This is a genomic window from Candidatus Syntrophosphaera thermopropionivorans, assembly GCF_004353895.1.
Lineage (GTDB): Bacteria > Cloacimonadota > Cloacimonadia > Cloacimonadales > Cloacimonadaceae > Syntrophosphaera > Syntrophosphaera thermopropionivorans.
The window spans coordinates 1-22,279 of record NZ_SMOG01000021.1 but is presented as its reverse complement, the minus strand read 5'-3'; the positions used below and the strand labels follow the sequence as shown (position 1 = coordinate 22,279).

Annotated in this window: 17 protein-coding genes and 1 tRNA gene; 5 read left to right on the top strand and 13 right to left on the bottom strand. The window is 36.9% G+C overall.

What is annotated here, in order from left to right; all coding sequences use genetic code 11:
- Nucleotides 1–134: 134 nt before the first annotated feature.
- Nucleotides 135–2,762 (bottom strand): endonuclease, encoded by a 2,628-nt coding sequence (locus E0946_RS05915; RefSeq protein WP_133201547.1) that lies wholly within the window; start codon nucleotides 2,760–2,762, stop codon nucleotides 135–137.
- A 212-nt stretch (nucleotides 2,763–2,974) separates the two neighbouring features.
- Between E0946_RS05915 and E0946_RS05910 the strand changes: the two genes are divergently transcribed.
- The 5 genes from E0946_RS05910 (at nucleotide 2,975) to meaB (ending at nucleotide 11,695) form a co-directional block, all read left to right on the top strand.
- Nucleotides 2,975–4,711, top strand: coding sequence for an OmpA family protein (locus tag E0946_RS05910; RefSeq protein WP_133201546.1), 1,737 nt, complete (start codon nucleotides 2,975–2,977; stop codon nucleotides 4,709–4,711).
- A gap of 568 nt (nucleotides 4,712–5,279) precedes the next feature.
- Complete coding sequence (locus E0946_RS05905; RefSeq protein WP_133201545.1) at nucleotides 5,280–6,560, top strand: phosphoglycerate kinase; 1,281 nt, start codon at nucleotides 5,280–5,282, stop codon at nucleotides 6,558–6,560.
- Between the two features lie 12 nt (nucleotides 6,561–6,572).
- On the top strand, nucleotides 6,573–8,477 hold the full coding sequence (locus E0946_RS05900) for a methylmalonyl-CoA mutase family protein (RefSeq protein WP_133201544.1): 1,905 nt from the start codon (nucleotides 6,573–6,575) through the stop codon (nucleotides 8,475–8,477).
- On the top strand, nucleotides 8,467–10,593 hold the full coding sequence (scpA, locus tag E0946_RS05895; RefSeq protein WP_133201543.1) for a methylmalonyl-CoA mutase: 2,127 nt from the start codon (nucleotides 8,467–8,469) through the stop codon (nucleotides 10,591–10,593). Before E0946_RS05900 ends, scpA begins: the two co-directional genes overlap by 11 nt.
- Before the next feature lies 1 nt (nucleotide 10,594).
- Complete coding sequence (gene meaB / locus E0946_RS05890) at nucleotides 10,595–11,695, top strand: methylmalonyl Co-A mutase-associated GTPase MeaB (protein ID WP_133201542.1); 1,101 nt, start codon at nucleotides 10,595–10,597, stop codon at nucleotides 11,693–11,695.
- On the opposite strand, the gene E0946_RS05885 is transcribed toward meaB, so the two are convergent.
- The 12 genes from E0946_RS05885 to panD form a co-directional block, all read right to left on the bottom strand.
- On the bottom strand, nucleotides 11,692–12,168 hold the full coding sequence (locus E0946_RS05885; RefSeq protein ID WP_133201541.1) for a tRNA (cytidine(34)-2'-O)-methyltransferase: 477 nt from the start codon (nucleotides 12,166–12,168) through the stop codon (nucleotides 11,692–11,694). The genes meaB and E0946_RS05885 overlap by 4 nt on opposite strands.
- A 2-nt stretch (nucleotides 12,169–12,170) precedes the next feature.
- Nucleotides 12,171–13,247, bottom strand: coding sequence for a thiamine ABC transporter substrate-binding protein (locus E0946_RS05880; protein WP_133201540.1), 1,077 nt, complete (start codon nucleotides 13,245–13,247; stop codon nucleotides 12,171–12,173).
- Nucleotides 13,244–13,996: an MlaE family ABC transporter permease gene (locus E0946_RS05875; RefSeq protein WP_133201539.1), complete on the bottom strand. Its 753-nt coding sequence runs from the start codon at nucleotides 13,994–13,996 to the stop codon at nucleotides 13,244–13,246. Before E0946_RS05875 ends, E0946_RS05880 begins: the two co-directional genes overlap by 4 nt.
- The gene (gene dnaB, locus E0946_RS05870) at nucleotides 13,986–15,362 is read right to left on the bottom strand and encodes a replicative DNA helicase (RefSeq protein WP_133201538.1); all 1,377 of its coding nucleotides are present in this window, start codon (nucleotides 15,360–15,362) and stop codon (nucleotides 13,986–13,988) included. The genes E0946_RS05875 and dnaB overlap by 11 nt, the downstream gene beginning before the upstream one ends.
- Before the next feature lies 1 nt (nucleotide 15,363).
- Nucleotides 15,364–15,849 (bottom strand): pantetheine-phosphate adenylyltransferase, encoded by a 486-nt coding sequence (gene coaD / locus E0946_RS05865; protein ID WP_133201537.1) that lies wholly within the window; start codon nucleotides 15,847–15,849, stop codon nucleotides 15,364–15,366.
- Entirely contained in the window at nucleotides 15,839–17,077 is a 1,239-nt protein-coding gene (locus E0946_RS05860) for an aminopeptidase P family protein (protein WP_133201536.1), read from the bottom strand. The genes coaD and E0946_RS05860 overlap by 11 nt, the downstream gene beginning before the upstream one ends.
- 104 nt (nucleotides 17,078–17,181) lie before the next feature.
- Nucleotides 17,182–18,423: an ATP-dependent Clp protease ATP-binding subunit ClpX gene (clpX, locus tag E0946_RS05855; protein WP_133201535.1), complete on the bottom strand. Its 1,242-nt coding sequence runs from the start codon at nucleotides 18,421–18,423 to the stop codon at nucleotides 17,182–17,184.
- 74 nt (nucleotides 18,424–18,497) lie between these two features.
- Nucleotides 18,498–19,082, bottom strand: coding sequence for an ATP-dependent Clp endopeptidase proteolytic subunit ClpP (gene clpP, locus E0946_RS05850; RefSeq protein WP_133201534.1), 585 nt, complete (start codon nucleotides 19,080–19,082; stop codon nucleotides 18,498–18,500).
- Nucleotides 19,079–20,443 (bottom strand): trigger factor, encoded by a 1,365-nt coding sequence (locus E0946_RS05845; RefSeq protein ID WP_133201533.1) that lies wholly within the window; start codon nucleotides 20,441–20,443, stop codon nucleotides 19,079–19,081. The genes clpP and E0946_RS05845 overlap by 4 nt, the downstream gene beginning before the upstream one ends.
- 18 nt (nucleotides 20,444–20,461) lie before the next feature.
- Nucleotides 20,462–20,547: transfer RNA gene (locus E0946_RS05840), tRNA-Leu, on the bottom strand.
- A 33-nt stretch (nucleotides 20,548–20,580) separates the two neighbouring features.
- On the bottom strand, nucleotides 20,581–21,420 hold the full coding sequence (panC, locus tag E0946_RS05835) for a pantoate--beta-alanine ligase (protein WP_133201532.1): 840 nt from the start codon (nucleotides 21,418–21,420) through the stop codon (nucleotides 20,581–20,583).
- Nucleotides 21,420–21,770 (bottom strand): aspartate 1-decarboxylase, encoded by a 351-nt coding sequence (panD, locus tag E0946_RS05830; protein WP_133201531.1) that lies wholly within the window; start codon nucleotides 21,768–21,770, stop codon nucleotides 21,420–21,422. The genes panC and panD overlap by 1 nt, the downstream gene beginning before the upstream one ends.
- Nucleotides 21,771–22,279: the final 509 nt, after the last annotated feature.

Sequence of the window (22,279 nt, the reverse complement as noted above, 5' to 3'; positions counted from 1 at the left end):
ATTATTCCCCTTTTATTTTATTTAAAACATAATTAAAGTTTCTACTCACTTGTCAATGATAAAAGTGCTATCAGAATTATTTCGCTCGGTTTAAAACAGAGTTAATTCTTTTATTTTGAGTGGATAGCTAAAGTTTATTGCCTCATAGCTGCCACTTTGAAGAAATATCTGTCTTCTGGCAAAGCCTGAAAGGATATATGCCAGATATTATTGTAGGGAACACCAAACTCAAAATTGCCCGAGGAGGTAATCTCAGAATAAAATCCATAAGGATTAATAGAACCGAAAATCCTATAAGCAGAGGCATCTATTACCGGTACTATGGTTAATTTGTATCCTTCCTGTTCTAAAGAAAGCAACGCTCTACCTTCTATTAAAGCATAGATGGTTACAGAATTAGTGATAATTTCCTGGTGAGCAAGTGTTTCTTCAGCAGCTATGGTTATACTAACATTATAGTAATTTATATCAAAATCAAGTCCATTAAAATTCAAGGTAACAATAGCCGTTGTCGGATTGATATAATTTACACTCTGGATACTTAGTCCGGCAGGTGCATTATTTAAAGTAAAATTTGATATTAGTAGATTGTTATCGGTGAAGGTAGTGCCAGTCAAGACAAGGGTTAGGGAAGCTCCATTAAGGTTATATTCATCAAGAGGGAAGGAAGACGAAAGCGAAGCGGTAATAGGTTCTGGTGAGGTTAAAGTTACTGACATAAAAGGAGACCACATTCCATAACCTTCTAAGAAAAAGGAACATAATCGGTAATAATAGGTAGAGCCGGAATTGAGACCGGATATGGTTTTGCTTGTTTGTAGTTGCACATTCAGATTGTTATAACCAGGTAATACATTGATAAATAAGCTATCGGAAGCAAGCTGAAAATAATAAGCTGTTGCTTGAATAGGTTGACTCCAGTTAGCAGTAAAGCTGGTTTCAGTTACATTAGTATTGGCAATAGGGCAGGGAGTCCAAATTCTGGTGGCGTATTCTGGATGGTCAATGAAGGGATTACGATTACCCTGTCTTTCTGCTATTCTATTATTTCGTTGCATTTCTCGCTCATCGGGCGGGTCAATTATATGCCATCGAAGCAGGGTGGATAGTTTTCCATAATAAGGTTGATTTGTATTTTCATCGCTATGAATGTAATCTACCATTTCCAAATTAGTCTGGAAATTAGGGTCATCTCCTTCATATCTAACAGCCATATACATTATCATTCTTGCAACATCACCTTTATCATCATTGCGGGGTTCCCAGGAATAAGTGGTTTGGAAACAGCCGGTTTCTCCAGTGTAACCAGCAGGTGGGGAATTATCTATTACCGGATTTCCTCCTTCAGCAAAATCTTTATTACCCTTGGTACTATTTACGGTGCTGTCGCAAGGGCGGAGATGATGTAAATCTGTACCAGCTGGAGGAGTGTCACCAAAATTTCCATGACTTTTACTCCAGGTGTGTTCTCTATTCCAATCAGTGGTTGCATTGCCAAAATTATTTTTATTAACACTCCATCCTGTATAGATTTCAATTAGATTATCACTGTTTTCGGGGTCTTCATCTGTATAGGGTATCTGGGTAATCAGAGCAGCATAAGAATATTTGGTGGTATGAGTATCTTTGATTAAAGTGTGAAGTTGTTGCTTTAAATTTGCACCATAACCATCAATTCCAGCATAATAACCAGAACCTTGCCCTTCTAAAGTAGTAAGTGAAGCAGGATTTCCAGTAGCCGTGGTAGTTAAATATTTAGTATTACTTCCCGTTCCATTATATTCATAAGCTCTAAACCAGTAAGTTGTGGAAGGATTAAGATTCGTTACTTCACAGCCATTAAAGGGAGTGTCTTCCACTATTTGAGTGCTTCCATTATAGATAACCTGTTCTCCAGAATTAGCCCAGATGGGATTGGCAACAGGATAGCTTCCATCCAAAGGATCAGTAAAACTATTAACGGTATTCATTTTTACAATTCTTCTGGAACCATTTCCAGGAGTCCATTCCAGAGTCATAGAAGTAACACCTGGATATCCTGTGATATTGGAAGTCTGGATAGTTGGAGGGTCTACTTCTGTATTATTTCCGGTGAAAAGATGGAATCCGAGATTGGTAAAAGTATCACGATCAAACAAAGTCCATTCGGTAGTTAAGGTGGTAAATGCATTAGGACCTGTACCAGAAGGATTGATGGTTACTCCATGACAAACCTCAGGATTGCGAACCAAAGTCTTATCTAAAGTTGAATATCCATTAGGACCTATCCAGGCATTTCCGGGATCATTACCTATAACACCAAATATATCAACATATGAATTAGTGCTTATTTTTGTCAGGGTTATAGCATCATCACCATTAAAACTTAAAGAACCATTGCTTAAATTTGTAATCTTAAGAATATCTGGTGAGGCAGAAATATGTGCTATCACAAAAACATCACCATTATTTAAGATACCATTTAGATTAATATTAGCGCCAGGATTTTGAGCTCCATTATAAAAAATTTGTACCTTATAATCAGATAAATTCACTGGATGTCCAGTGCCATTAAATATCTCAAGAGCTTTATTATTACTTGAACCTTCAACATATTCACTGATAAACAAATCCTCAGCTAAAGGTGTGGAAGCTTTAAGGGTTTCAGAAGAATTAGTTATCCCTTTGGTAATTTGACTATCTATTTCAGACAAATGATTACCTAAACTTATCTGACATATAAGTAGGGTCAACAGTAAGGTGGTAATTTGCTTGATTTTCATTTAATATCCTTTTTTCCTATGAATAAAAATAATTTTATATTTCTTTTTTAACTCTATAATCAAAAGCATATCAATAGATTAGATTGAGCTAATTGACTACATTACCATGAGAAATTTATAAATAAAATTGACAAGTAGAAATTTAAAACTTGACATTATGATGGGTTATTGTTATTTATATCTTATAGGGAATAATATTTAGAGAGGTAAAAATGAGTAAAATTAGATTAAGTGTTCTTATCCCGCTTTTATTATTGGCATTTATTCCAGCTATGTATGCCTTTGAAAGCACAATGAGTGTAGAAGGAGGGATTAATTTTCCCCAGGATGATGTGGAAGGAGATAATGTATTGATGGGGTCATGGGCAGCTTCTTGGGATTTGTGGTGCTTTGGAGATCTGGGTATAGGAATAAATCCCTGGTTTACAAATTTAAAGGTAAAAAATGGACCTAACGATTATCATTCATCGTTAGAAGGAGTTAATCTCTATCTCAAATTTAAGCCTACCAAAGGGGTAGCAGAAAATTTCCCGAGGGATTATACTATCAATAGGGTTTCCCCGTTTATCGCATTAGGTGCTGGATGGTCAACTCATAATAGTGAAGATGAATATGGTAATATTGATGATGCCAGTCCAGACAAAATTGGTGGTCATTTAACTTTTCCTTATGCTTCAATTGGTATATCTTTACTATCTAAATGGAATACTACTCTGGATTTAGGATTAAAATATACTATGTTTGCATCGGATAAGATTGATTTAGTCAAAGATGGTGATTTTAATGATGCACTTTTGACTCCTTATATTGCCGTTGGCATGCATTTCGGTAGAAAAGAACCGCTTCCTAAGAAGATTGATCCAGAGATAGTGAAACTCCGTAAGGATTTGAATGCAACTGATTTGAGATTAAATGAAGTTATAGAGCAGCTTAATGCAGTCACTCTGCAACTTCCAGAATTGCAAAAGCTTCAGATGTCAATTGAACAATCTGAAACAAATATTGCTACTCTGCAAACTCAGTATGCTCAGATGAATATCAAGGTAACAGAGCTTACAAACAAAGTTAACAATTTAGAACAACGCGTAGCTCAGGTTCCTACACAAAAAACACCCTCAGCTGATATTTATGCCAATGAAATTAAACAAATAAAAGATACTCAATCTGCTTTAGCAGCAAATATGGCAACTAAAGAAGATATCGCTAAACTGGAACAAGAAAAAGCTGAGATTGCTATTACTGTGAATCAGATTAATAACGAATTGGCAGAAATAACTAAAAAATTAGAACAACTTGACGCTTTAACTGCTCAGGTTAATGCTATTAAGGGTGCAGCTGATGTTTCTGCTTATAGCAAAGAACTTGCAGAATTGCGTAATATGCTTAATAATTATGAAAAGGAACTTGCTGCCATAAGAACCGATACGGAAAACTTACATAAGGCAGATAACGATCTGGCTGCTAATATTAATGATCTTCGTAGCCGTTTATTAACTTTGAGCGATGAACTTAAAAAGCTTAGTGAAAAACCAAAACCAATAGTTACTCCCGAACCGCAAGTTCAAGAAAAACCTCAAGTGATTGAAAAAGATTATCTCACTGAACTTGAAGAAGAACTAAAGGGTAAGATGATTCATTTTGCCACCAATGCTACAACCCTCAGTGAAAAGGATAAACTCTTCCTGGATAAAGTTGCAGAATATCTGATTAAACTTCCAGAAGTTAAAATTGAAGTGCAGGGTCATACGGATAATACTGGTTCCGATAAGATTAATAATACTATTTCTTATAACAGAGCCAAAAGTGTGGCTGATTATTTAATTGCTAAGGGAGTTCCGGAAAGCCAGTTGATAGTCAAAGGTTATGGTTCAAGCAAACCCATTGCTTCCAATAAAACCGCTCAAGGTCGGGCTACTAATCGTCGTGTTCAATTAGTAATTGTCAAATAGACCTCCCATAATTAAAACTTCGGGGAATCTGGTTTATCAGATTCCCCATTTTTATTTCCATTCTGTCTTTAAACAGATATATGATGTCGTTCTTATCTCAAACTTATGTCCGATTTCGGACATAAGCTGGACATAAGCTGGACATAAGCTGGACATGAGCTGGACATAAGCTGGACATAAGCTCATCATAAGGGGAAGGGATAAAAATTTAAGTAACTATATAGTAAAATAACCGATTATACTGCCTGTATTAATGAAAGATAGAAGAATCAATTGTCCTTGATGTATTAATATGTTTAAGATTACATTGATTTAGATAAAGTAGTTATTATGGATTATTAAAGTTTAGTAAGGTATTTGTCAATTAAAAGTTATTTTCCAAAATGAAAATTAACGCTATATTAAATAGTAGGGATTCAATCTTCAAGAAGAGGCTTTAAATAAGAAAAGTCTTGACTTTAAAGTTAAATTTAATATAAGGAATAACAAAAAGTTAATAGCCCATTTAGATGATAAATCAATGATTAATAGACAAATATATAGAGAAATAATAAAGGAGGAATGAGAAATGACTGCACTTCCTTGTTTTCTGGAGGCAGATTTAAGGGGTAAAATGGTCTTAGTCAGGATGGACCATAATGTGGTTAAAAATGGAAAAATTAAAGATACTATGCGGATAGATGCTACCATTCCTACCCTACTCCACATTTATAAAAAGGGAGGAATGCCTATTTTGATGACACATATAGGACGTCCTTATGACAAGAAAACCGGGACTATAAATATTTCCGAAGGAGAATCTGTCGCTCCTGTAGTTAAATATCTGGAGGAGAAACTGCAGCTAAAGGGAATAATTCCTGAATGCATTGCTTCAGGACCCGAAGGAATCACTGATTTGAGTCCGATTTTACCAGCGGTACAAAAATTAAGGGCAGGTGAGGTAGATTTTGTGTATCTGCCTAATACTCGCTGGTTTAAGGGAGAAGAAGCTAAAGATGAATCCGCTGATATCTTAGCACAAAGCTGGGCTTCCTTTGCAGATTTATATATTAACGATGCTTTTGGTTCCTGGCAAGCTCATGCTTCCACTTATAATATCACCAAGTTTTTGCCTTCCTATGCTGGATTATTGATGATAAAGGAAGTTCAGAATCTGGAAAAAGTTTTTAATCCACAGCGTCCACTACTTTCTGTAGTTGCAGGAGCAAAGTTTGATACCAAGATGGGTCCACTTTCAGCTTTGTTAAAATTAAGTGATAAATTAGTATTGGGTGGGGTTCTATATAATGGTTATCTTGCTGCTAAATATAGGGTTAATATAAAAGGTTTATCTCCAGAGGATTTGCAATTAGCCGAACAATTCCTGCAAGAAGCAGAAAAATTCCCAGATAAAATAGTGGAAATGCCCTTCATAATAGAGTGCGATAGTATGGAAGATGTAAGCAATGGGAGAATTAGAAAAGTGACTGATTTGCAAGCTGGAATGGATTTAAATTATATATTAGACATTGCTCCTGAATCCTTTTCTGACCCCTCTATTCAGGAAGTTTTCTCTTCCGCAGCAACAATTTTTGTAAATGCCGTGATGGGTTATACAGTTCTGTTTAAAGAAGGCACAAAAGCTCTTTATAGCTTAATTCATTCCTGCAGTCAGGCACAAAAGTTATTTGGTGGTGGTGATACTATCCAAGAATTTGGAGATTTATTGCCTGGAATTTTTGCTCAGGCAAAAAATGATCCCCACTATTATTTCTTTACTGGTGGTGGAGCAGTTTTAGATGCCATAGCTCAAGGTTCACCATATGGAATGAAACCTGTTCAAGCTTTGTTACAAAAGATAGAAAAGTGAAGGAATAAAAAAATGGAATGGGAAAAAGAACTCAAATTACTGGAAGACTTTCCTCCGCCAACCTATGAAGAATGGAGAAAAGCAGTAGAAGATACCCTTAAAGGAGCTGATTTTGATAAAGTGATGCATACCAGAACCTATGAGGGTATCACTTTACAACCTATTTATAGAAGAGAAGATTTAAGCAAACTACCCTTTCTTGACTCTCTTCCAGGTAAAGCTCCATATGTACGAGGAAATAATCCGAAAAAGTTTTTAAGTGAAGGATGGTTAATTGCTCAATCTCATAGAGAGTCCGATTTAAAAGCACTCAACGCTCAGATATTAAGGGAGTTACAACTGGGTTTAACAGCTGTTAATATACAGCTTAAGCACGATGATGATTTAAGGGGTGTTTCTATCAAGTCTATTGATGATTTAAGAGCAATCTGTGCTGCTATAGACCTCAGAGCTGCTCCTCTTTTTATGCAATTGGATATGGATGATTATTTTATTCTCTTGCTGGTAGAACAATATATTTGTGAGAGAAAATATGCCTGGGAAGAATTGCAATTAGGAATTGGGTTTGACCCTATCTCAGAATTTGCCAGAAAAGGATATTTAAGTTTTAGCTGGGATGAAATATGGGGAAAAATAGTAGAAGGTGTGGAGATTGCAATAAAAAATATATCAGGTTTACGCTGTATTTCTATAGATGGTAGTGTCTATTCTGCTGCCGGAGCTTCTTCCACTCAGGAACTGGGAATTATATTAGCTACAGCAATCTATTACCTTCAGAATTTACTTGATAAAGGATGGACTATAGAACAACTCAGTCCTCTCTTTCAGGTAAAGCTTTCCCTTGGACCCAATTTCTTTATGGAAATTGCAAAAGTTAGGGCAATGCGTCTTCTCTGGTCTGAAATGATTAAAGCTTTTGGTGGGAAAGAAAAAGAACAAAAAATCTGGATTCACGGTAAAACTGCTACTTTCAACCAAAGCCTTTACGATTTTTATGTGAATTTACTTAGAAATGCGACTGAAGCCTTTTCGGGTGTAATTGGTGGAGTTGATAGTTTAGAAGTTGGCAGATTTAATGAATTAACCTCAGATGAAGATGAATTTTCCAGACGCTTAGCTCGCAATCAGCAGATTATTCTGAAAGAAGAATCACATTTTGATAAAGTTGTAGATCCAGCTGGAGGAAGTTATTACATAGAAAATCTAACTCAAGAACTTGCTAATCAAGCGTGGAAATATATGCAAGAACTGGAATCTGAAGGTGGGATACTGAACGCTTTGCAAGAGGGGAAAATTCATACTGATATAGAAAAGGTAGCTAATGCAAGAAAAGAAGCCATGCGGAAAAGGAAAGATGTCTATGTGGGAATTAATCTTTATGCAAACCCAGATGAGAATCCACCAACCCAGATTCAAATTCCAAGAGAGTCCAACCCCATAAAGATGGAAGTTTTAAAAGCTGGAGCTTTACCACAATTGAGAGTAGTGGAAGAAATAGAAAATTTACGCACTCGGGTTATAAAATCTGATAAGAATACGAATATATTCCTGATGAATATGGGAACTATCAATGATTATAGAGTTAGAGCTGATTTTGCTACAGGATTCTTTCAGGCAGGAGGTTTTACGGTAATTTCTCCTCAAGGTTTTATTACTGTGGAAGATGCGGTCAAATCAGCTAAAGAATCCAATACAGATGCCTATTGTATCTGTTCCACAGATGAGAAATACAATGAACTTGTGCCAGCGATATGTTCTGCTCTTCCCGATAGTTTTCTAATTCTGGCAGGTTATCCTAAAGATAAAGTAGAAAGTTTTAAAGAGAATGGAATAAAGATGTTTATTTATATGGGTGCAGATGTAGTTGCCACCTTAGATGAATTAGCTAAAAAACTGGGGGTGGAAAATGAAGCCTGATTTCACGAAAATTAATCCAGAATTTAAAGCAGAAGCTAAAAGCAAACCCGAAGAATTACCTATCTGGAAAACTAATGAACAAATAGAAGTTAAAGGACTCTTCACAAAGGATAACATAGCTCAAGCTCAGCATCTTGATTATCTTTCCGGATTACCTCCTTTCTTAAGAGGTCCCTATCCCTCAATGTATATTATGCGTCCCTGGACTATTCGTCAATATGCAGGTTTTTCCACTGCTGAGGAAAGCAATGCTTTTTATAGAAGAAATTTGGCAATGGGACAGAAAGGTCTCTCTATAGCTTTTGATTTACCCACTCATAGAGGCTATGATTCAGACCATCCAAGAGTTGCAGGTGATGTGGGAAAAGCTGGAGTAGCTGTAGATAGTGTTTTGGATATGAAAATCCTCTTTGAAGGGATTCCGCTGGACCAGATCAGTGTTTCAATGACTATGAATGGTGCAGTTATTCCTATAATGGCTTTTTATATAGTGGCAGCAGAAGAACAAGGAGTTAAACCTGAGCAATTAAATGGTACAATCCAGAATGATATTCTCAAAGAATATATGGTCAGAAACACCTATATTTATCCTCCAGAAGCCTCAATGCGTATTATTGCAGATATTTTCCGTTATACTGCAGAACATATGCCCAAATTTAATTCTATCAGTATATCCGGTTATCATATGCATGAAGCAGGTGCCACTGCAGACCTGGAAATGGCTTATACTCTGGCTGATGGCTTGGAATATGTGCGCACAGCACTTAAAGCAGGATTGGATATAGATGTTATAGGACCCAGGCTTTCCTTCTTCTGGGCGGAAGGAATGAATTACTTTATGGAAGTGGCTAAATTGAGAGCTGCCAGAGTTCTCTGGGCAAAAATTATTAAGCAATTCCTTCCCCAAAATCCTAAGAGTATGGCTCTACGCACTCATTCCCAAACTTCAGGCTGGAGTCTTACTGCTCAAGACCCATTTAATAATGTAACTCGTACCTGCATAGAAGCTTTAGCTGCTACTATGGGTCACACCCAATCCTTGCATACCAACTCTCTGGATGAAGCTATTGCCTTACCAACTGATTTTAGTGCTCGCATTGCCAGAAACACTCAACTCTATCTGATGAATGAAACTGGAATTACTCGGGTGATTGATCCCTGGGCAGGTTCTTATTATGTTGAATATTTAACTGATGCTCTCCTGAAGAAATCCTGGGAACATATTCTGGAGGTTGAAGAACTTGGTGGAATGGCAAAAGCGATTGAAACCGGTTTACCCAAGATGAGAATTGAAGAAGCAGCAGCACGAAGACAGGCTCATATTGATTCTGGAGAAGAAACCATCGTTGGAGTTAATAAATATTGTCCCGAAAATGAAGAGCCCATAGAAATTCTGGAAGTAGATAATACAGCTGTTCTGGAAGCGCAGATTGCTCGTTTGAAAAAACTCAAAGCAGAACGGGATTCTCAAAAAGTTCAAGCCTGTCTGGATGCCATTACAGAAGCAGCAAAAAATAATACAGGTAATCTTCTGGAACTGGCAATTGAAGCTGCTCGCGCTCGTGCTACCTTAGGGGAAATTTCTTATGCAATGGAAAAAGTTTTTGGCAGGCATCAAGCCACCATTCAATTGATAAATAATGTTTATAGCAGTGAGTATACTAAAATGGATGAAATAGAAAAAGTAAGAGCTTTAACCGATAAATTTGCGGAAAAAGAAGGCAGAAGACCACGCATTTTAGTGGCTAAATTAGGTCAGGATGGACACGATCGTGGAGCTAAAGTAGTTTCTACTGCTTTTGCTGATATGGGATTTGATGTGGATGTGGGACCACTGTTTCAGACTCCTGCTGAAGCTGCCCGTCAAGCAGTTGAAAACGATGTACATATTATAGGTGTGAGTTCTCTGGCAGGTAGTCACAAAACCCTACTTCCTCAATTAGTGGAAGAACTGGCAAAATTAGGACGAGATGACATAATGATAGTGGTTGGAGGTGTTATACCTCCTCAGGATTACGATTTTCTCTTGGCAAATGGTGCTACAGCTATCTTCGGCCCTGGGACAAAACTTCCCGAAGCTGCTACTATCATAATGAATAAGCTCTTACAAGAATAAAATGACAAAAGAAAGAAAACCTGAGTGGACTCCACCCAATGCGGGAAAGGAATATGCTTCTCGTGTCCTGAAAGCAAAAGCAAATCAAAGTGGGATAGTCAAAGAAACGGGCAAAAAGAGAAGTTCTTTCCCTTCTGTGGATGAACTGGTTGAAGGTATAAAGAAAGGTGATAGAACACTTCTAGCTAAAGCTATTACTCTCATAGAAAGTAATGCTCCTCAGCATTTTGAAGCCGGGCAGGAACTTATTAGAAGGCTTCTGCCCGATTCTGGTAATTCCATAAGAATTGGGGTTACAGGAATGCCAGGTGCCGGGAAAAGTACTTTCATAGAAAATTTTGGTCTATGGTTACTCGGAAAAGGGCATAGGGTTGCAGTTCTGGCAATAGACCCCAGTAGCACTATTTCCCGTGGTAGTATTCTGGGTGATAAAACCAGGATGGAAGAATTAAGCAGGCATCCTGATAGCTTTATTCGTCCTTCTCCCAGTGGAGGCACTTTAGGTGGTGTCGCTCGTAAAACCAGAGAAACTATCATACTTTGCGAAGCTGCAGGTTTTGATATTGTGCTGATTGAAACTGTTGGTGTAGGTCAAAGTGAAGTAACCGTTCGTTCAATGGTGGATTTCTTCCTTTTAATGCAAATTCCAGGTGCAGGTGATGAACTTCAGGGAATAAAAAAAGGAGTGATGGAACTGGCAGATTTAGTGGTTGTAAATAAGGCTGATGGAGAGAATATTGCAGCTGCAGAGCTGGCATGCAGAGAACTTAATAATGCTCTCCATTATCTTCGTCCTGCCACTGAAGGTTGGACTACCAAGGCTATAACCTGCTCGGCTCTCCAGAAGAAAGGACTTTCGGAAATCTGGGAAATCATAGAAAAGTTTGTAGAACAAGGTAAAAGCAGTGGAATATTCTATGAACGACGCAAAAAGCAGGTTTTAGAATGGTTTGAATCGCTAATTAAAGAAGCGGTATTAAATAGATTTTATAGTGACCATAAAGTTCAAGAAAAACTACCTCTTCTTAAGAAACAGGTAGAAGAAGGTTCCCTTCCTGTTATGCTTGCGGTTCAGCAGTTATTAAATGTTTATGAAGATTAACTGGAGTAATAGACCTGTCTGATAGCCTCATATAAAATTATTGCTACGGAATTGGCAAGATTAATAGAACGAATAAGTGGATGCATCGGGATAGTAATTAAGCGTTCAGGATACTTATCCAGCAAGTTTTGAGGCAAACCACGAGATTCGGGTCCAAAAACAAAGGTATCTCCATACTGATAATGCTCATTTAGATAATTTCGTTTGCTTTTTGTGGTGCAGAAAAATACTCGCTCTAAAGGGCAAAACTCTAAAATCTCTTCCCAAGTTTTATGCATAGTCAAATCCAGATGCTCCCAGTAATCTAATCCTGCACGTTTTAGGGTCTTATCCGTGATTAAGAATTTACAGGGTTGAATTATATGTAGTTTAGAACCAGTCCCAACACATAGCCTTCCGATATTTCCGGTATTAGCAGGAATTTCAGGTTCATAGAGGACAATATTAAATCTTGTTTCAACCAAAGGAATCATATCTAAAACCTTTTATTTCCATACATCATCCGCTTCCAGTTAGACATCCAGACCTGAAGGCTATCCTGAACTGGCTGTTGTTCCAATCTATTGTTATGTGAATAGATTATAGCTGGTATATGAGCAAAAGAAGTAGGAAGTGGAGTTCTACCATTAACCGGCATCATAGCTAATTTATACATTACAAATTGTTGAGGATTTGGTGATATGAGATATTTTAAGAATTGCAAAGCAGTGTCCTTATGGGGAGCATCCTTACATAAAGCAGCTGACTCTACATATAGGAAACTTCCTTCTTCTGGAATGATTGACTTGATATGACTTTCTGAGGGATAAAGTTCATTTAGCCAAGCAGGAATAGTGTTATATCCAAACATTAAACCACATTTACCGGTCCTGATAGCATCAAGGCATAAGGTTGGATTGGGGTATATCTTATAAATATTCTTTCGTAAAGAAGACCACAACTGTTCATATCCTTGCTCAGAAAATAATGCCACAGTCCAGAGAAGAGTGCTCCTTCCTAAGCCACATTGAGATGGGTCACAGATAGCTAATTGTGAATAATATTTACTATCCTGAAGTTCACCAAAAGAATGAGGTGGTTCCGGATATTTTTTGGAATCATAAATAAAAGCCAGGTTTGCACTCGCATAGGGAATTAGACAATGCTCAGAATCCCGAGGGATTTCATATCTAATCTCTTGTAATGATACTTCCGGAACGGGAGCAAAATAATCGCTGGAAGCAATATCGTAAAAAAATGAATTATCCAATCCCAAAACTATATCCACTTTTCCTTGGTAATCAGGATTGGATAAGGTCTGCATTAACATAGAAAGATCGGGGAAAAGGTTTATTCTCAGTCCGATATTATTTTGTTTAGCAAAATCCTTGATAACAACGGTTTCAAAACCTGATTCTCTAATGTGGTCCAGAGCAAAAATATATAAGTAGGAGCTCGGGGTTATTTGTTTTTTTACTTCCTTATTGTTTTTTTTGCAGCTGAATCCTGATATCAGACAGAGCACTAAGGAAATGATTATAAATAATTTTACAGACCTTTTTCTAAGTGTCATAGATAGTGTGCCATCATCAAAATAGCCACCAGAAAATCAAGTACTAAAACTCCAACTGAACTGTAAACAACAGTTTGCATAGTGCTATGTCCCACTCCTTCAGCACCACCGGTGGTCTTATCTCCAAAAAAACAAGCTAAAGAAGTAATCAGAAATCCGAATAATATAGCTTTTATGATTCCGCCAATTAAATCAAATGGGGCAAAATAGATGCGCATATCATTAAAAAAGTTGAAGAATCTGATACCATATCTCATCCAGGTGAAAAACCAACCCGCAATTATACTAATTAAATCCGCATAAATTGTTAATAGTGGAGCAGAAATAACACCAGCACTAATACGAGGAAGATAAAGAAATTCTTCTGGAGCAATACTCATACTTTGAAGGGCATCAATCTGTTCGCTCACTCTCATAGTCCCTATTTCTGCAGCTATAGAAGCACCAACTTTTCCTGTTAAAACCAGACCTGTAAGTACCGGTGCCAATTCTATCATATTTGCTTTTCCAATGATAACACTGAATAAATTTTTAGGTATATAATAGCTACCTTGATAAATAATTTGCACTGCGACAACTAAACCAGTGAATATAGAAGTGATGGTAATTAAAAAGAGAGAATCAACTCCGATGCGTTTAAGCTGAATGGTTAGTTCTTGCCAGCGCTTAGGAAGTTTAGGAAGGCGTTTTAGGACTCTTCCAATAAATATAGTATAAGCACCAGTACCAGCAAGAAGCTTAAAATTCATGAATGGTATCTAAGTTGCGAAACATGGTGAATTCTTTATTAAATCCCAGTTCAACAGTACCAGTAGAGCCATGACGATTTTTGCCGATAATAATTTCAGCAATGCCAGGTTTTTCCGATTTTTCTTTGGTGTAATATTCGTCACGATAAATAAACATTACCAAGTCTGCATCCTGTTCTATAGCACCAGATTCTCGTAAATCAGCCAGTCGTGGACGTTTATCATCCCGATTTTCCAGAAGCCGATTTAATTGAGAAAGCGCAATGACAGGTATTTTCATATCCTTAGCCAGAATTTTAAGTGCACGAGATATCTCAGCAATCTCTTGTTGGCGATTATCCTTATCTCGTGGTAATGTCATAAGTTGCAAATAATCTATGATAATGAGGTCCAAACCGCCAATTTCTGCAGCTAAACGCCTCGTTTTGGCTCTAATTTCCAAAGGAGTATTGGTTCCGGATTCATCAATATATATTTGTTTAGTGGAAATCACATCCGCCACCTGCATAATCCGGATTAGCTTTTCCTCATTCATACCATAGCCTTTGAGGATTGATTCCATACTGACTTCAGCGGCACTACTGAACATCCTCATTACCACTTCATCTGCAGCCATTTCCATAGTAAAGATAGCCACTTTCTTACCTAGATCTACGGCAGCATGTGAAGCTATATTTAGCGCCAGTGAGGTCTTTCCCATAGCAGGACGTGCAGCTATAATAATAAATTGCCCTGGTCTAAATCCTCCTGCCAGGCGGTCTAAATCTATAAATCCACTGGAAACACCGATGACAGGAACTTTGGTGGTGGAAATAGTATCAATAACTTGAATGACTTCAGCACTAATCTGGTCAATTCTTTGAAAACCCTGATGTTGTGGCATTTCAGCAATTTTAAAAATAGCTTGTTCTGCTTCATCAACAATCTTTTTTACTGGTTCAGTAGAGCTGTAGCAAGCTTCAATAATGCTGTTACAGGTAATGATGAGGTTGCGCAATAAAGCTTTTTCTATCAGGATATTGAGATGATAATTGAAATTGGCACTGGAAGTAACGAAATCCGAAAGTTCATTTATATAAGGAATACCACCCACTTTTTCCAGAAACCCCTTTTGCTGTAGACGGTCTACAAGTGTTAGAGGGTCAATTTCCACTCCATCACTGAAAAGTTCAGCTATAGTCCGAAAGATTAATTTATGTGAAGTGCGAGAAAAGTATTCTTCTTTAATTAATTCCAGACCTTTACTGACAATGCTGGAATCAATTATCATAGCTGATAATACACCTGCTTCAGCATTTACATCAGCTGGAAGAGCCCGGTCTGAAATCTGGGTTATCTCTTTGGGAATAGTTTCCTTTTTTGCCATATCATTCCTTTTTAAATTTATCCCTGAGAGCTTTAGCTACGACTGGTGGAACAAAGTCTTTCAATTCACTGCCCAATTCGGCTAATTGTCTGGTAATGGAAGAAGAAAGATACATATAACGAAGACTGGGGACCAGAAATACGGTTTCAATCTCTGGGTTGAGCGTAGTATTGGTTAAAGCTAAGGAAAGTTCATATTCAAAATCGGAAACAGCTCGTAATCCCCTAATCATTACCGAACAATTCTGGGACCGAGCAAAATCTACAGCTAATCCTTCAAAGGTATACACTTCTACATTGGAAAGATGTTTAACTGATGCCGAGCACAGTTCATATCGTTCCTCCAGACTGAACAAAGTTTCTTTATCGGTATAAGCTGCCACACTCAATATAACTTTATCAAAAAGTCTGGATGCTTTTTCCAGAATGTTTATATGTCCATAAGTTATAGGGTCAAAAGTCCCTGGATAAATAGCGTTAGTGCTCATTTTGAAAAGCCTCTTGTCTGATGGATTCTATTTCTGATATTTCTTTAGGAATACCTGCAGAAAGCACTTGATGACCATCATCGGTTACCAAAACATCGTCTTCAATTCGTACCCCGAGCCTTTCTTCAGGAATATAAATGCCCGGTTCAACCGTGATAACATTTCCAGGGGTAAGGACTGCTTCTCTACCACCCACATCATGGGTATCAAGTCCAAGAAAATGACTAACACTGTGCATATAATACTTTCTTACTTCATCCTTGGAATTTATTAAGCCAATGGAAAGCATTCCTTCAGCCAACCATTCCACCGTCTTATTATTCAGAACGGATAGCTCCACTCCAGGTTTTACCAATTCAATTATCCTTTTATTAACATCCAGCACAATATTGTAAATCTGAGCCTGACGATAACTGAATCTTTGCTCAATAGGGAAACATCTTGTAATATCTGCACTATAACCGTTGCAGGATGCTCCCACATCCATTAGTATCAGGTCGCCTGGTTGAATCTGGCAATTATTCTTTTCATAATGTAAGGTTGCCGCATTTATCCCGGTGGCAATTATAGGTGCAAATCCCCATTGCTGTAATCCATTAACTTGCATTCTATAGAAGAGAGTAGCTTCCAATTCATATTCCATCATTCCCGCTTTTGCCGTATGCAGAATATCCATAATACCCAAACCGGTTATATCTATGGCTCTCTTGAGTTGCTCTATTTCCCATTCATCTTTAACCAGTCGTAGGGGAGTAATCAAATCACCCAAGTCCCTGATTTCTATATGAGGATATTTTTCTCTAACAGGTTGGAGCATAAAGAGAGGGTAAGTTGCAGGTTTATGAAGCATTGGATAACCCAGATTGGAATAGATTCTGCTTAACTGAGAACACATTCCAGAAAGATAGGGATAAAACTCGTCTTTATAGCGTATTTGCTGGATTCCACTTAATTCTTTTGCCTCCTCCATAGATAACTTTGCTCCTTCCCACACCACCCTTTCTGGGTTTCCTCTTTCTATAAAGAGCACCTCATTCCATCTACCTGACACCTTTGCTGCTATATAGATAAGTTCTGGCTCGTTAATTCCAGTAAGATAAAGAAAATTTGAATCTTGCGAGAATTTTTCCAGAGTAATCTCCGGTTTAGCAAAGACTATAACCGATTCCTTATCTCCTAATTGTTCTGACAGTTTTTCCCGCCTTCTTTTAGTTATTTCAGCGTCCATAACACTTCCTTCATAATAAATAGATGTAGCTCTATATTTTTCCTCAGCTTAAAATCTGCAAAAGGATATTTATCTAAGTTCGGGGTTATTCTGTTGTTTGATGCTTATCGGGTTATGGCAGCTCTCTTATTTGAGCTTTTACTGGAAAATACAAATTCTGGCTCTGCTCCTTTAGATACTACATCAGCAGTAATATGGCAGCTTCGGATATTGTCCAGATCAGGAATGTTATACATAATTTTGAGCATAAATTTTTCCATAATAGAGCGTAATCCGCGAGCACCAGTTTTTTGATTTATTGCTATACGAGCTATCTCTCTTAATGCATCTTCTCCAAATTCAAGTTCCACACCATCCAGTTCAAAGTATTTCTTATATTGACTGCACAGAGCATTTTTAGGTTTTACAAGAATTTCCACCAGGGCTTCTTCAGTCAATTCATGAAGAGTGCAAAGCACTGGCATTCTACCTATCAATTCAGGGATTAAACCATATTTTAATAGGTCTTGCGAGATAGTCTGGTCAAAGATATTAGCCTCGTCAATATTTGTACCTAATTTAACATCAAATCCAATGGCTTTTTTATCTATTCTTTCTTTAATGATTTTTTCAAGTCCAAAAAAAGCGCCACCAGCTATGAATAAGATGTTTTTGGTGTCCATTTCAATAAAATCCTGCTGAGGATGTTTCCTTCCGCCTTTGGGTGGCACGTTTACTTTCGTTCCTTCCAGGATTTTTAATAGAGCCTGTTGCACTCCTTCACCAGAAACATCACGGGTTATAGAAGGAGTCTCCGATTTACGACTAATCTTGTCAATCTCATCAATATATACAATTCCCTTTTCTGCTTTAGCAACATCATAATCTGCAGCCTGTAATAATCGGACTAATATGTTCTCTACATCTTCTCCCACATATCCAGCTTCCGTTAGAGTGGTAGCATCAGAAATAGCAAAAGGAACTTTCAGAAATCTTGCCAAAGTCTCAGCAATCAGAGTCTTTCCACAGCCTGTGGGTCCAATCATCAAAATGTTGCTTTTCTCCAAATCAATATCATCATCCTTCCGGCTAAAGATGCGTTTATAATGATTGTATACTGCCACTGAAATAATCATTTTGGCTTCTTCTTGACCTATCACATACTGGTCTAAATATGCCTTTATTTCACTCGGTTTTGGTAAATCTATAATCTCTTCTTCTGGTTCGGGTGCATTAGAAACCATTATATTATGACACATTGTTATGCATTCGTCACAGATGTTTCCAGCTATGCCCCGAATTAAGGTTTTAACTTCTGTCTCATTCCTACCACAGAATGAGCAGGTTAGATTTTTATATCTCTCCAACAATTCCTCCTACCAAAAATGTTTCGTATCTTTTTATCATAGATAATATAAAGGAGTTTTGAAATTTCGTCAAGTTATTTCCGATGGTCAATAACTTCATCAATTATGCCATAATCCTTAGCTTCCATGGCATCCATATAATAGTTACGTTCTGTATCCTCTCTAATTTTCTTGATGTCCTGACCCGTATGAGAATGCAGAATTTCATTCATTCTTTCACGTAAATAAAGAATTTCTTTAGCCTGAATTTCGATATCACTGGCTTGACCTTCAAAACCACCTAAAGGTTGATGAATCATTATTCTACTATTGGGTAGAGCAGTCCTTTTGCCAGGACTACCAGCTGCTAAGAGGACTGCAGCCATACTTGCAGCTTGACCAATGCAGATAGTGCTCACTTTAGGTTTTATATATTGCATAGTATCATAAATAGCAAGTCCGGAAGAGATAATACCCCCGGGACTATTTATATACATATAAATATCGCGTTCTGAGTCTTCACCTTCCAGATGTAGTAATTGAGCAACGACAGAATTTGCCAAATTATCATCTATTATACCGCTTACAAACACAATGCGATCTTTTAATAAGCGTGAATATATATCATAAGCTCGTTCTGTGCGTCCTACTTGTTCTATAACAATAGGGATATAACTCATTGTTCTTCCTTCCTCACATTTTTCTCCGAGGGTTCTTCTTGTTCTTCTGGTTTATCTTGATTATCTTGTTCTTCCTCTTCTTCTGGTTCATACGGGGCAATCTCATAAGCAGGATATTCTGTCTCTCCAGTAGGTTCTATAAAAGTGCAGGTCTCAGCTATTTTCCTTAAGAGAAAGTAATCTTGGGCATCTCTAATAAAATTGTCACTTTTAATATAGTCTTCATTTTTTTCTTTATAACCGGCAACGGATGAATTGGAGAGAATTGCCCTATGTTCTATAAACTCATTAATCATATCCTCTGAAACTTCAATATGAATTTTTTCTCTTAAAGAATCCACAATTAAATACCGCACTAAATAATTGGCTGCTTCATTAACATAATAATTATATAGAGGATGATTTTCGTCAATATGTAGAGAGGCAGCATAATCGTCAATTATTGATTTAAGCGTCATTGGTGGTATTTTAAAGGGTTTTTTCTTGAACAGTGCATTGATAATTGCGTTATTTTGAGCTTCATAATTGGAGTGTTCAACCTGAGCTTTTAATTCTTCTCCTATTTTAGCTTTCATTTCTTCAAGATTCTCAAAATCCATATCTTTGGCAAATTCATCATCTATCTCAGGTATAATAAGTTTGGTTATAGCATCAATCTCTATGGTAACATCCATTTGAGTTTCATCTTCAAAATCAATTGTATCATCATCTATGAATTGTTTTAAGGTCTCAATGGGAAGAGAAAGTGATACCTTATCTCCTATTTTTTTACTGACAAGCTCTTTTAATGCAGGTAGATTTTCTAATTCTTCAGAATAAATATTTACGCTATAATTATAGTCTTCACCCTTCCAAGTAAAATATAATCTACACTGTAGGGTCGTGTTTTCTTCAACTGTATCTACATCTTGAATTGTGCGTTGTTTCCATCTTAAGTCACTTAAAAATTGGTTTACTGCATCTTCTAAAGTTTGAGGTTTAAAAGGGACTTCTAAATTTTCTAACAGATCCAAAGTTAGATCCGGTATATGTTCTAAAATGACAGTTAACTTCATATCCGATCCCTGGATCCAATCAAGAGATTTTAATTGAGGGGTTGCCAGAAAATTAAGATTATTTTCTCTAAGAACCTGATATAAAGAATCAATAGCAAATTTAATTTCAAAATCCTCTTTAATATCCGCGCCATGAAGTTTTTCTATCATATTTTTCGGAGCTTTACCCTTCCTGAAACCAGGTATTTCCAGCTCCTGAGCTTTCTTATTAAAATATTTCTTATAAGCTTCATCTACTTTTTCTGCTTCAATAACTACAGTAACTTCACTACACACTTCATTAATTGGTTTAATCTCTGTTTGCACTTTTTCTCCTAATAAATTTGGTGCGAAAGAGGGGACTTGAACCCCTACAGGTTAACCCTACTGGATCCTAAGTCCAGCGCGTCTTCCTATTCCGCCACTTTCGCTTTTTATTCAATTTTTTATAATGCTTTGCAATGTCAAGGAAGTAGTTCTATGTTATCTATCAACCTTGTATTTCCAATGTATACTGCTAACATCATCCTTGAACCAGATCGGACCTCTGGCAATTCTTGTAGTGTGGAACCGTCCACAATTTTTATATAATCAATCCTACCATCTGATTGCTTAATGATATTTTCCGCTTCAGAAATTAAAATACTGGAATCTAAATGTCCCTCATTAACCATCTTTTGTGCATTTTTTAAAGCTTTTATCAGACAGGTAGCCCTCTGTCGTTCATCTGGAGTCAAGTACGAATTTCGTGAACTCATAGCCAGTCCATCTGGTTCTCTAACTATAGGACATCGCACAATCTTTGTTTCTAAGTTCAAATCCTCTATCATCTTTTCTAATACAATTATCTGTTGGTAATCCTTCATTCCCATAAACATCAATTTAGGATTTACGATATGCATCAATTTTAAAACAATAGTGGCAACACCTCTAAAATGTCCTGGACGACTTGCTCCACAAAGAATATCGGACAATCCTTCCACCTGAACCCAGGTGCAATATCCTTCTGGATACATCTGAACATCATCGGGAGTGAACACTATGTCCACATGATAATTTCTTAATAAATCTATATCTTTTTCTAAATTGCGGGGATAATGATTCAAATCCTCCTGCGGTCCAAATTGGGTGGGATTTACATAAATTGAAACTACCGTGAGATCTGATTCTGAATGACATCTTTCTACCAGAGATAGATGACCTTTGTGAAGAGCTCCCATGGTGGGCACAAAGCCTATTTTATTTTTTAAAGCCTCACCGGCTAATGCTTCTCTGGTTTCGGCTATGGTCTTATATATCTGCATTATGATAATGGATTGTTATTTTCGTCCAATAGAATGATACAGGGTTGATAACTATCTAACTCTTCTTCATCCATTAGGCCATAATTTACTATAATTACTATATCTCCTACTTGCACTTTTCTGGCTGCGGCTCCATATATACCTATAGTCCTGCTTCCTGGTTCTCCAGGTATAATGTAAGTAGAAAACCTTTCACCATTGTTAATGTCCCAAACTTCTACCTGCTCATATTCACGCATTCCAGAAAGCTTGAGCAACTCCTGATCTATCTTGATACTAGCATTATAATGCATATTACATTCTGTGACTGTTGCCCGATGAAGCTTGGACAGTAACATTTTTCTTAACATCGTTTCACCTCTAAAGAATAAATTACTAATCCAAAAAATAGCACTTACTTCCAATGTCAATTAAATTCCCTCTAACTTTAAATTATGACTCCTATGGAAATAGAAATATCATTCCCGAAATTACAAAACTATCATTATTATTAAAGGAAATCTCTCTAAGAGGAGTATTAAAGTATGAAGAAATTAGAATGGAAGAAATAAAAATCTGATTTATTATTTTTTCTTCTTTTTTTAGGAGATTGGAATTATATATATTATATAGAGTTAGAAAAGGGATAAGAAAAAAAGGAGAAAAAATTAAGGAATTTTTTAATATTTTGTATTGACAGAATAAAGATTATATTTTTTTAGGTTCAAGCTGTTTTTATAATTCAACAAGTGATAGTTCTTTTTCGAAAATGATAGTGTGCTATAGAGATTTGTGCGAGCCAATTTAAGTCAATTAACTTCATATTTTATTATGGAGAGTTTGATCCTGGCTCAGGACGAACGCTGGCGGCGTGGATTAG

Bases quoted from the DNA above. Each gene is read 5' to 3' on its own strand.
- E0946_RS05915 (WP_133201547.1), bottom strand. From the start codon at position 2,762: ATGAAAATCAAGCAAATTACCACCTTACTGTTGACCCTACTTATATGT.
- E0946_RS05910 (WP_133201546.1), top strand. From the start codon at position 2,975: ATGAGTAAAATTAGATTAAGTGTTCTTATCCCGCTTTTATTATTGGCA.
- E0946_RS05905 (WP_133201545.1), top strand. From the start codon at position 5,280: ATGACTGCACTTCCTTGTTTTCTGGAGGCAGATTTAAGGGGTAAAATG.
- E0946_RS05900 (WP_133201544.1), top strand. From the start codon at position 6,573: ATGGAATGGGAAAAAGAACTCAAATTACTGGAAGACTTTCCTCCGCCA.
- scpA (WP_133201543.1), top strand. From the start codon at position 8,467: ATGAAGCCTGATTTCACGAAAATTAATCCAGAATTTAAAGCAGAAGCT.
- meaB (WP_133201542.1), top strand. From the start codon at position 10,595: ATGACAAAAGAAAGAAAACCTGAGTGGACTCCACCCAATGCGGGAAAG.
- E0946_RS05885 (WP_133201541.1), bottom strand. From the start codon at position 12,168: ATGATTCCTTTGGTTGAAACAAGATTTAATATTGTCCTCTATGAACCT.
- E0946_RS05880 (WP_133201540.1), bottom strand. From the start codon at position 13,247: ATGACACTTAGAAAAAGGTCTGTAAAATTATTTATAATCATTTCCTTA.
- E0946_RS05875 (WP_133201539.1), bottom strand. From the start codon at position 13,996: ATGAATTTTAAGCTTCTTGCTGGTACTGGTGCTTATACTATATTTATT.
- dnaB (WP_133201538.1), bottom strand. From the start codon at position 15,362: ATGGCAAAAAAGGAAACTATTCCCAAAGAGATAACCCAGATTTCAGAC.
- coaD (WP_133201537.1), bottom strand. From the start codon at position 15,849: ATGAGCACTAACGCTATTTATCCAGGGACTTTTGACCCTATAACTTAT.
- E0946_RS05860 (WP_133201536.1), bottom strand. From the start codon at position 17,077: ATGGACGCTGAAATAACTAAAAGAAGGCGGGAAAAACTGTCAGAACAA.
- clpP (WP_133201534.1), bottom strand. From the start codon at position 19,082: ATGAGTTATATCCCTATTGTTATAGAACAAGTAGGACGCACAGAACGA.
- panC (WP_133201532.1), bottom strand. From the start codon at position 21,420: ATGCAGATATATAAGACCATAGCCGAAACCAGAGAAGCATTAGCCGGT.
- panD (WP_133201531.1), bottom strand. From the start codon at position 21,770: ATGTTAAGAAAAATGTTACTGTCCAAGCTTCATCGGGCAACAGTCACA.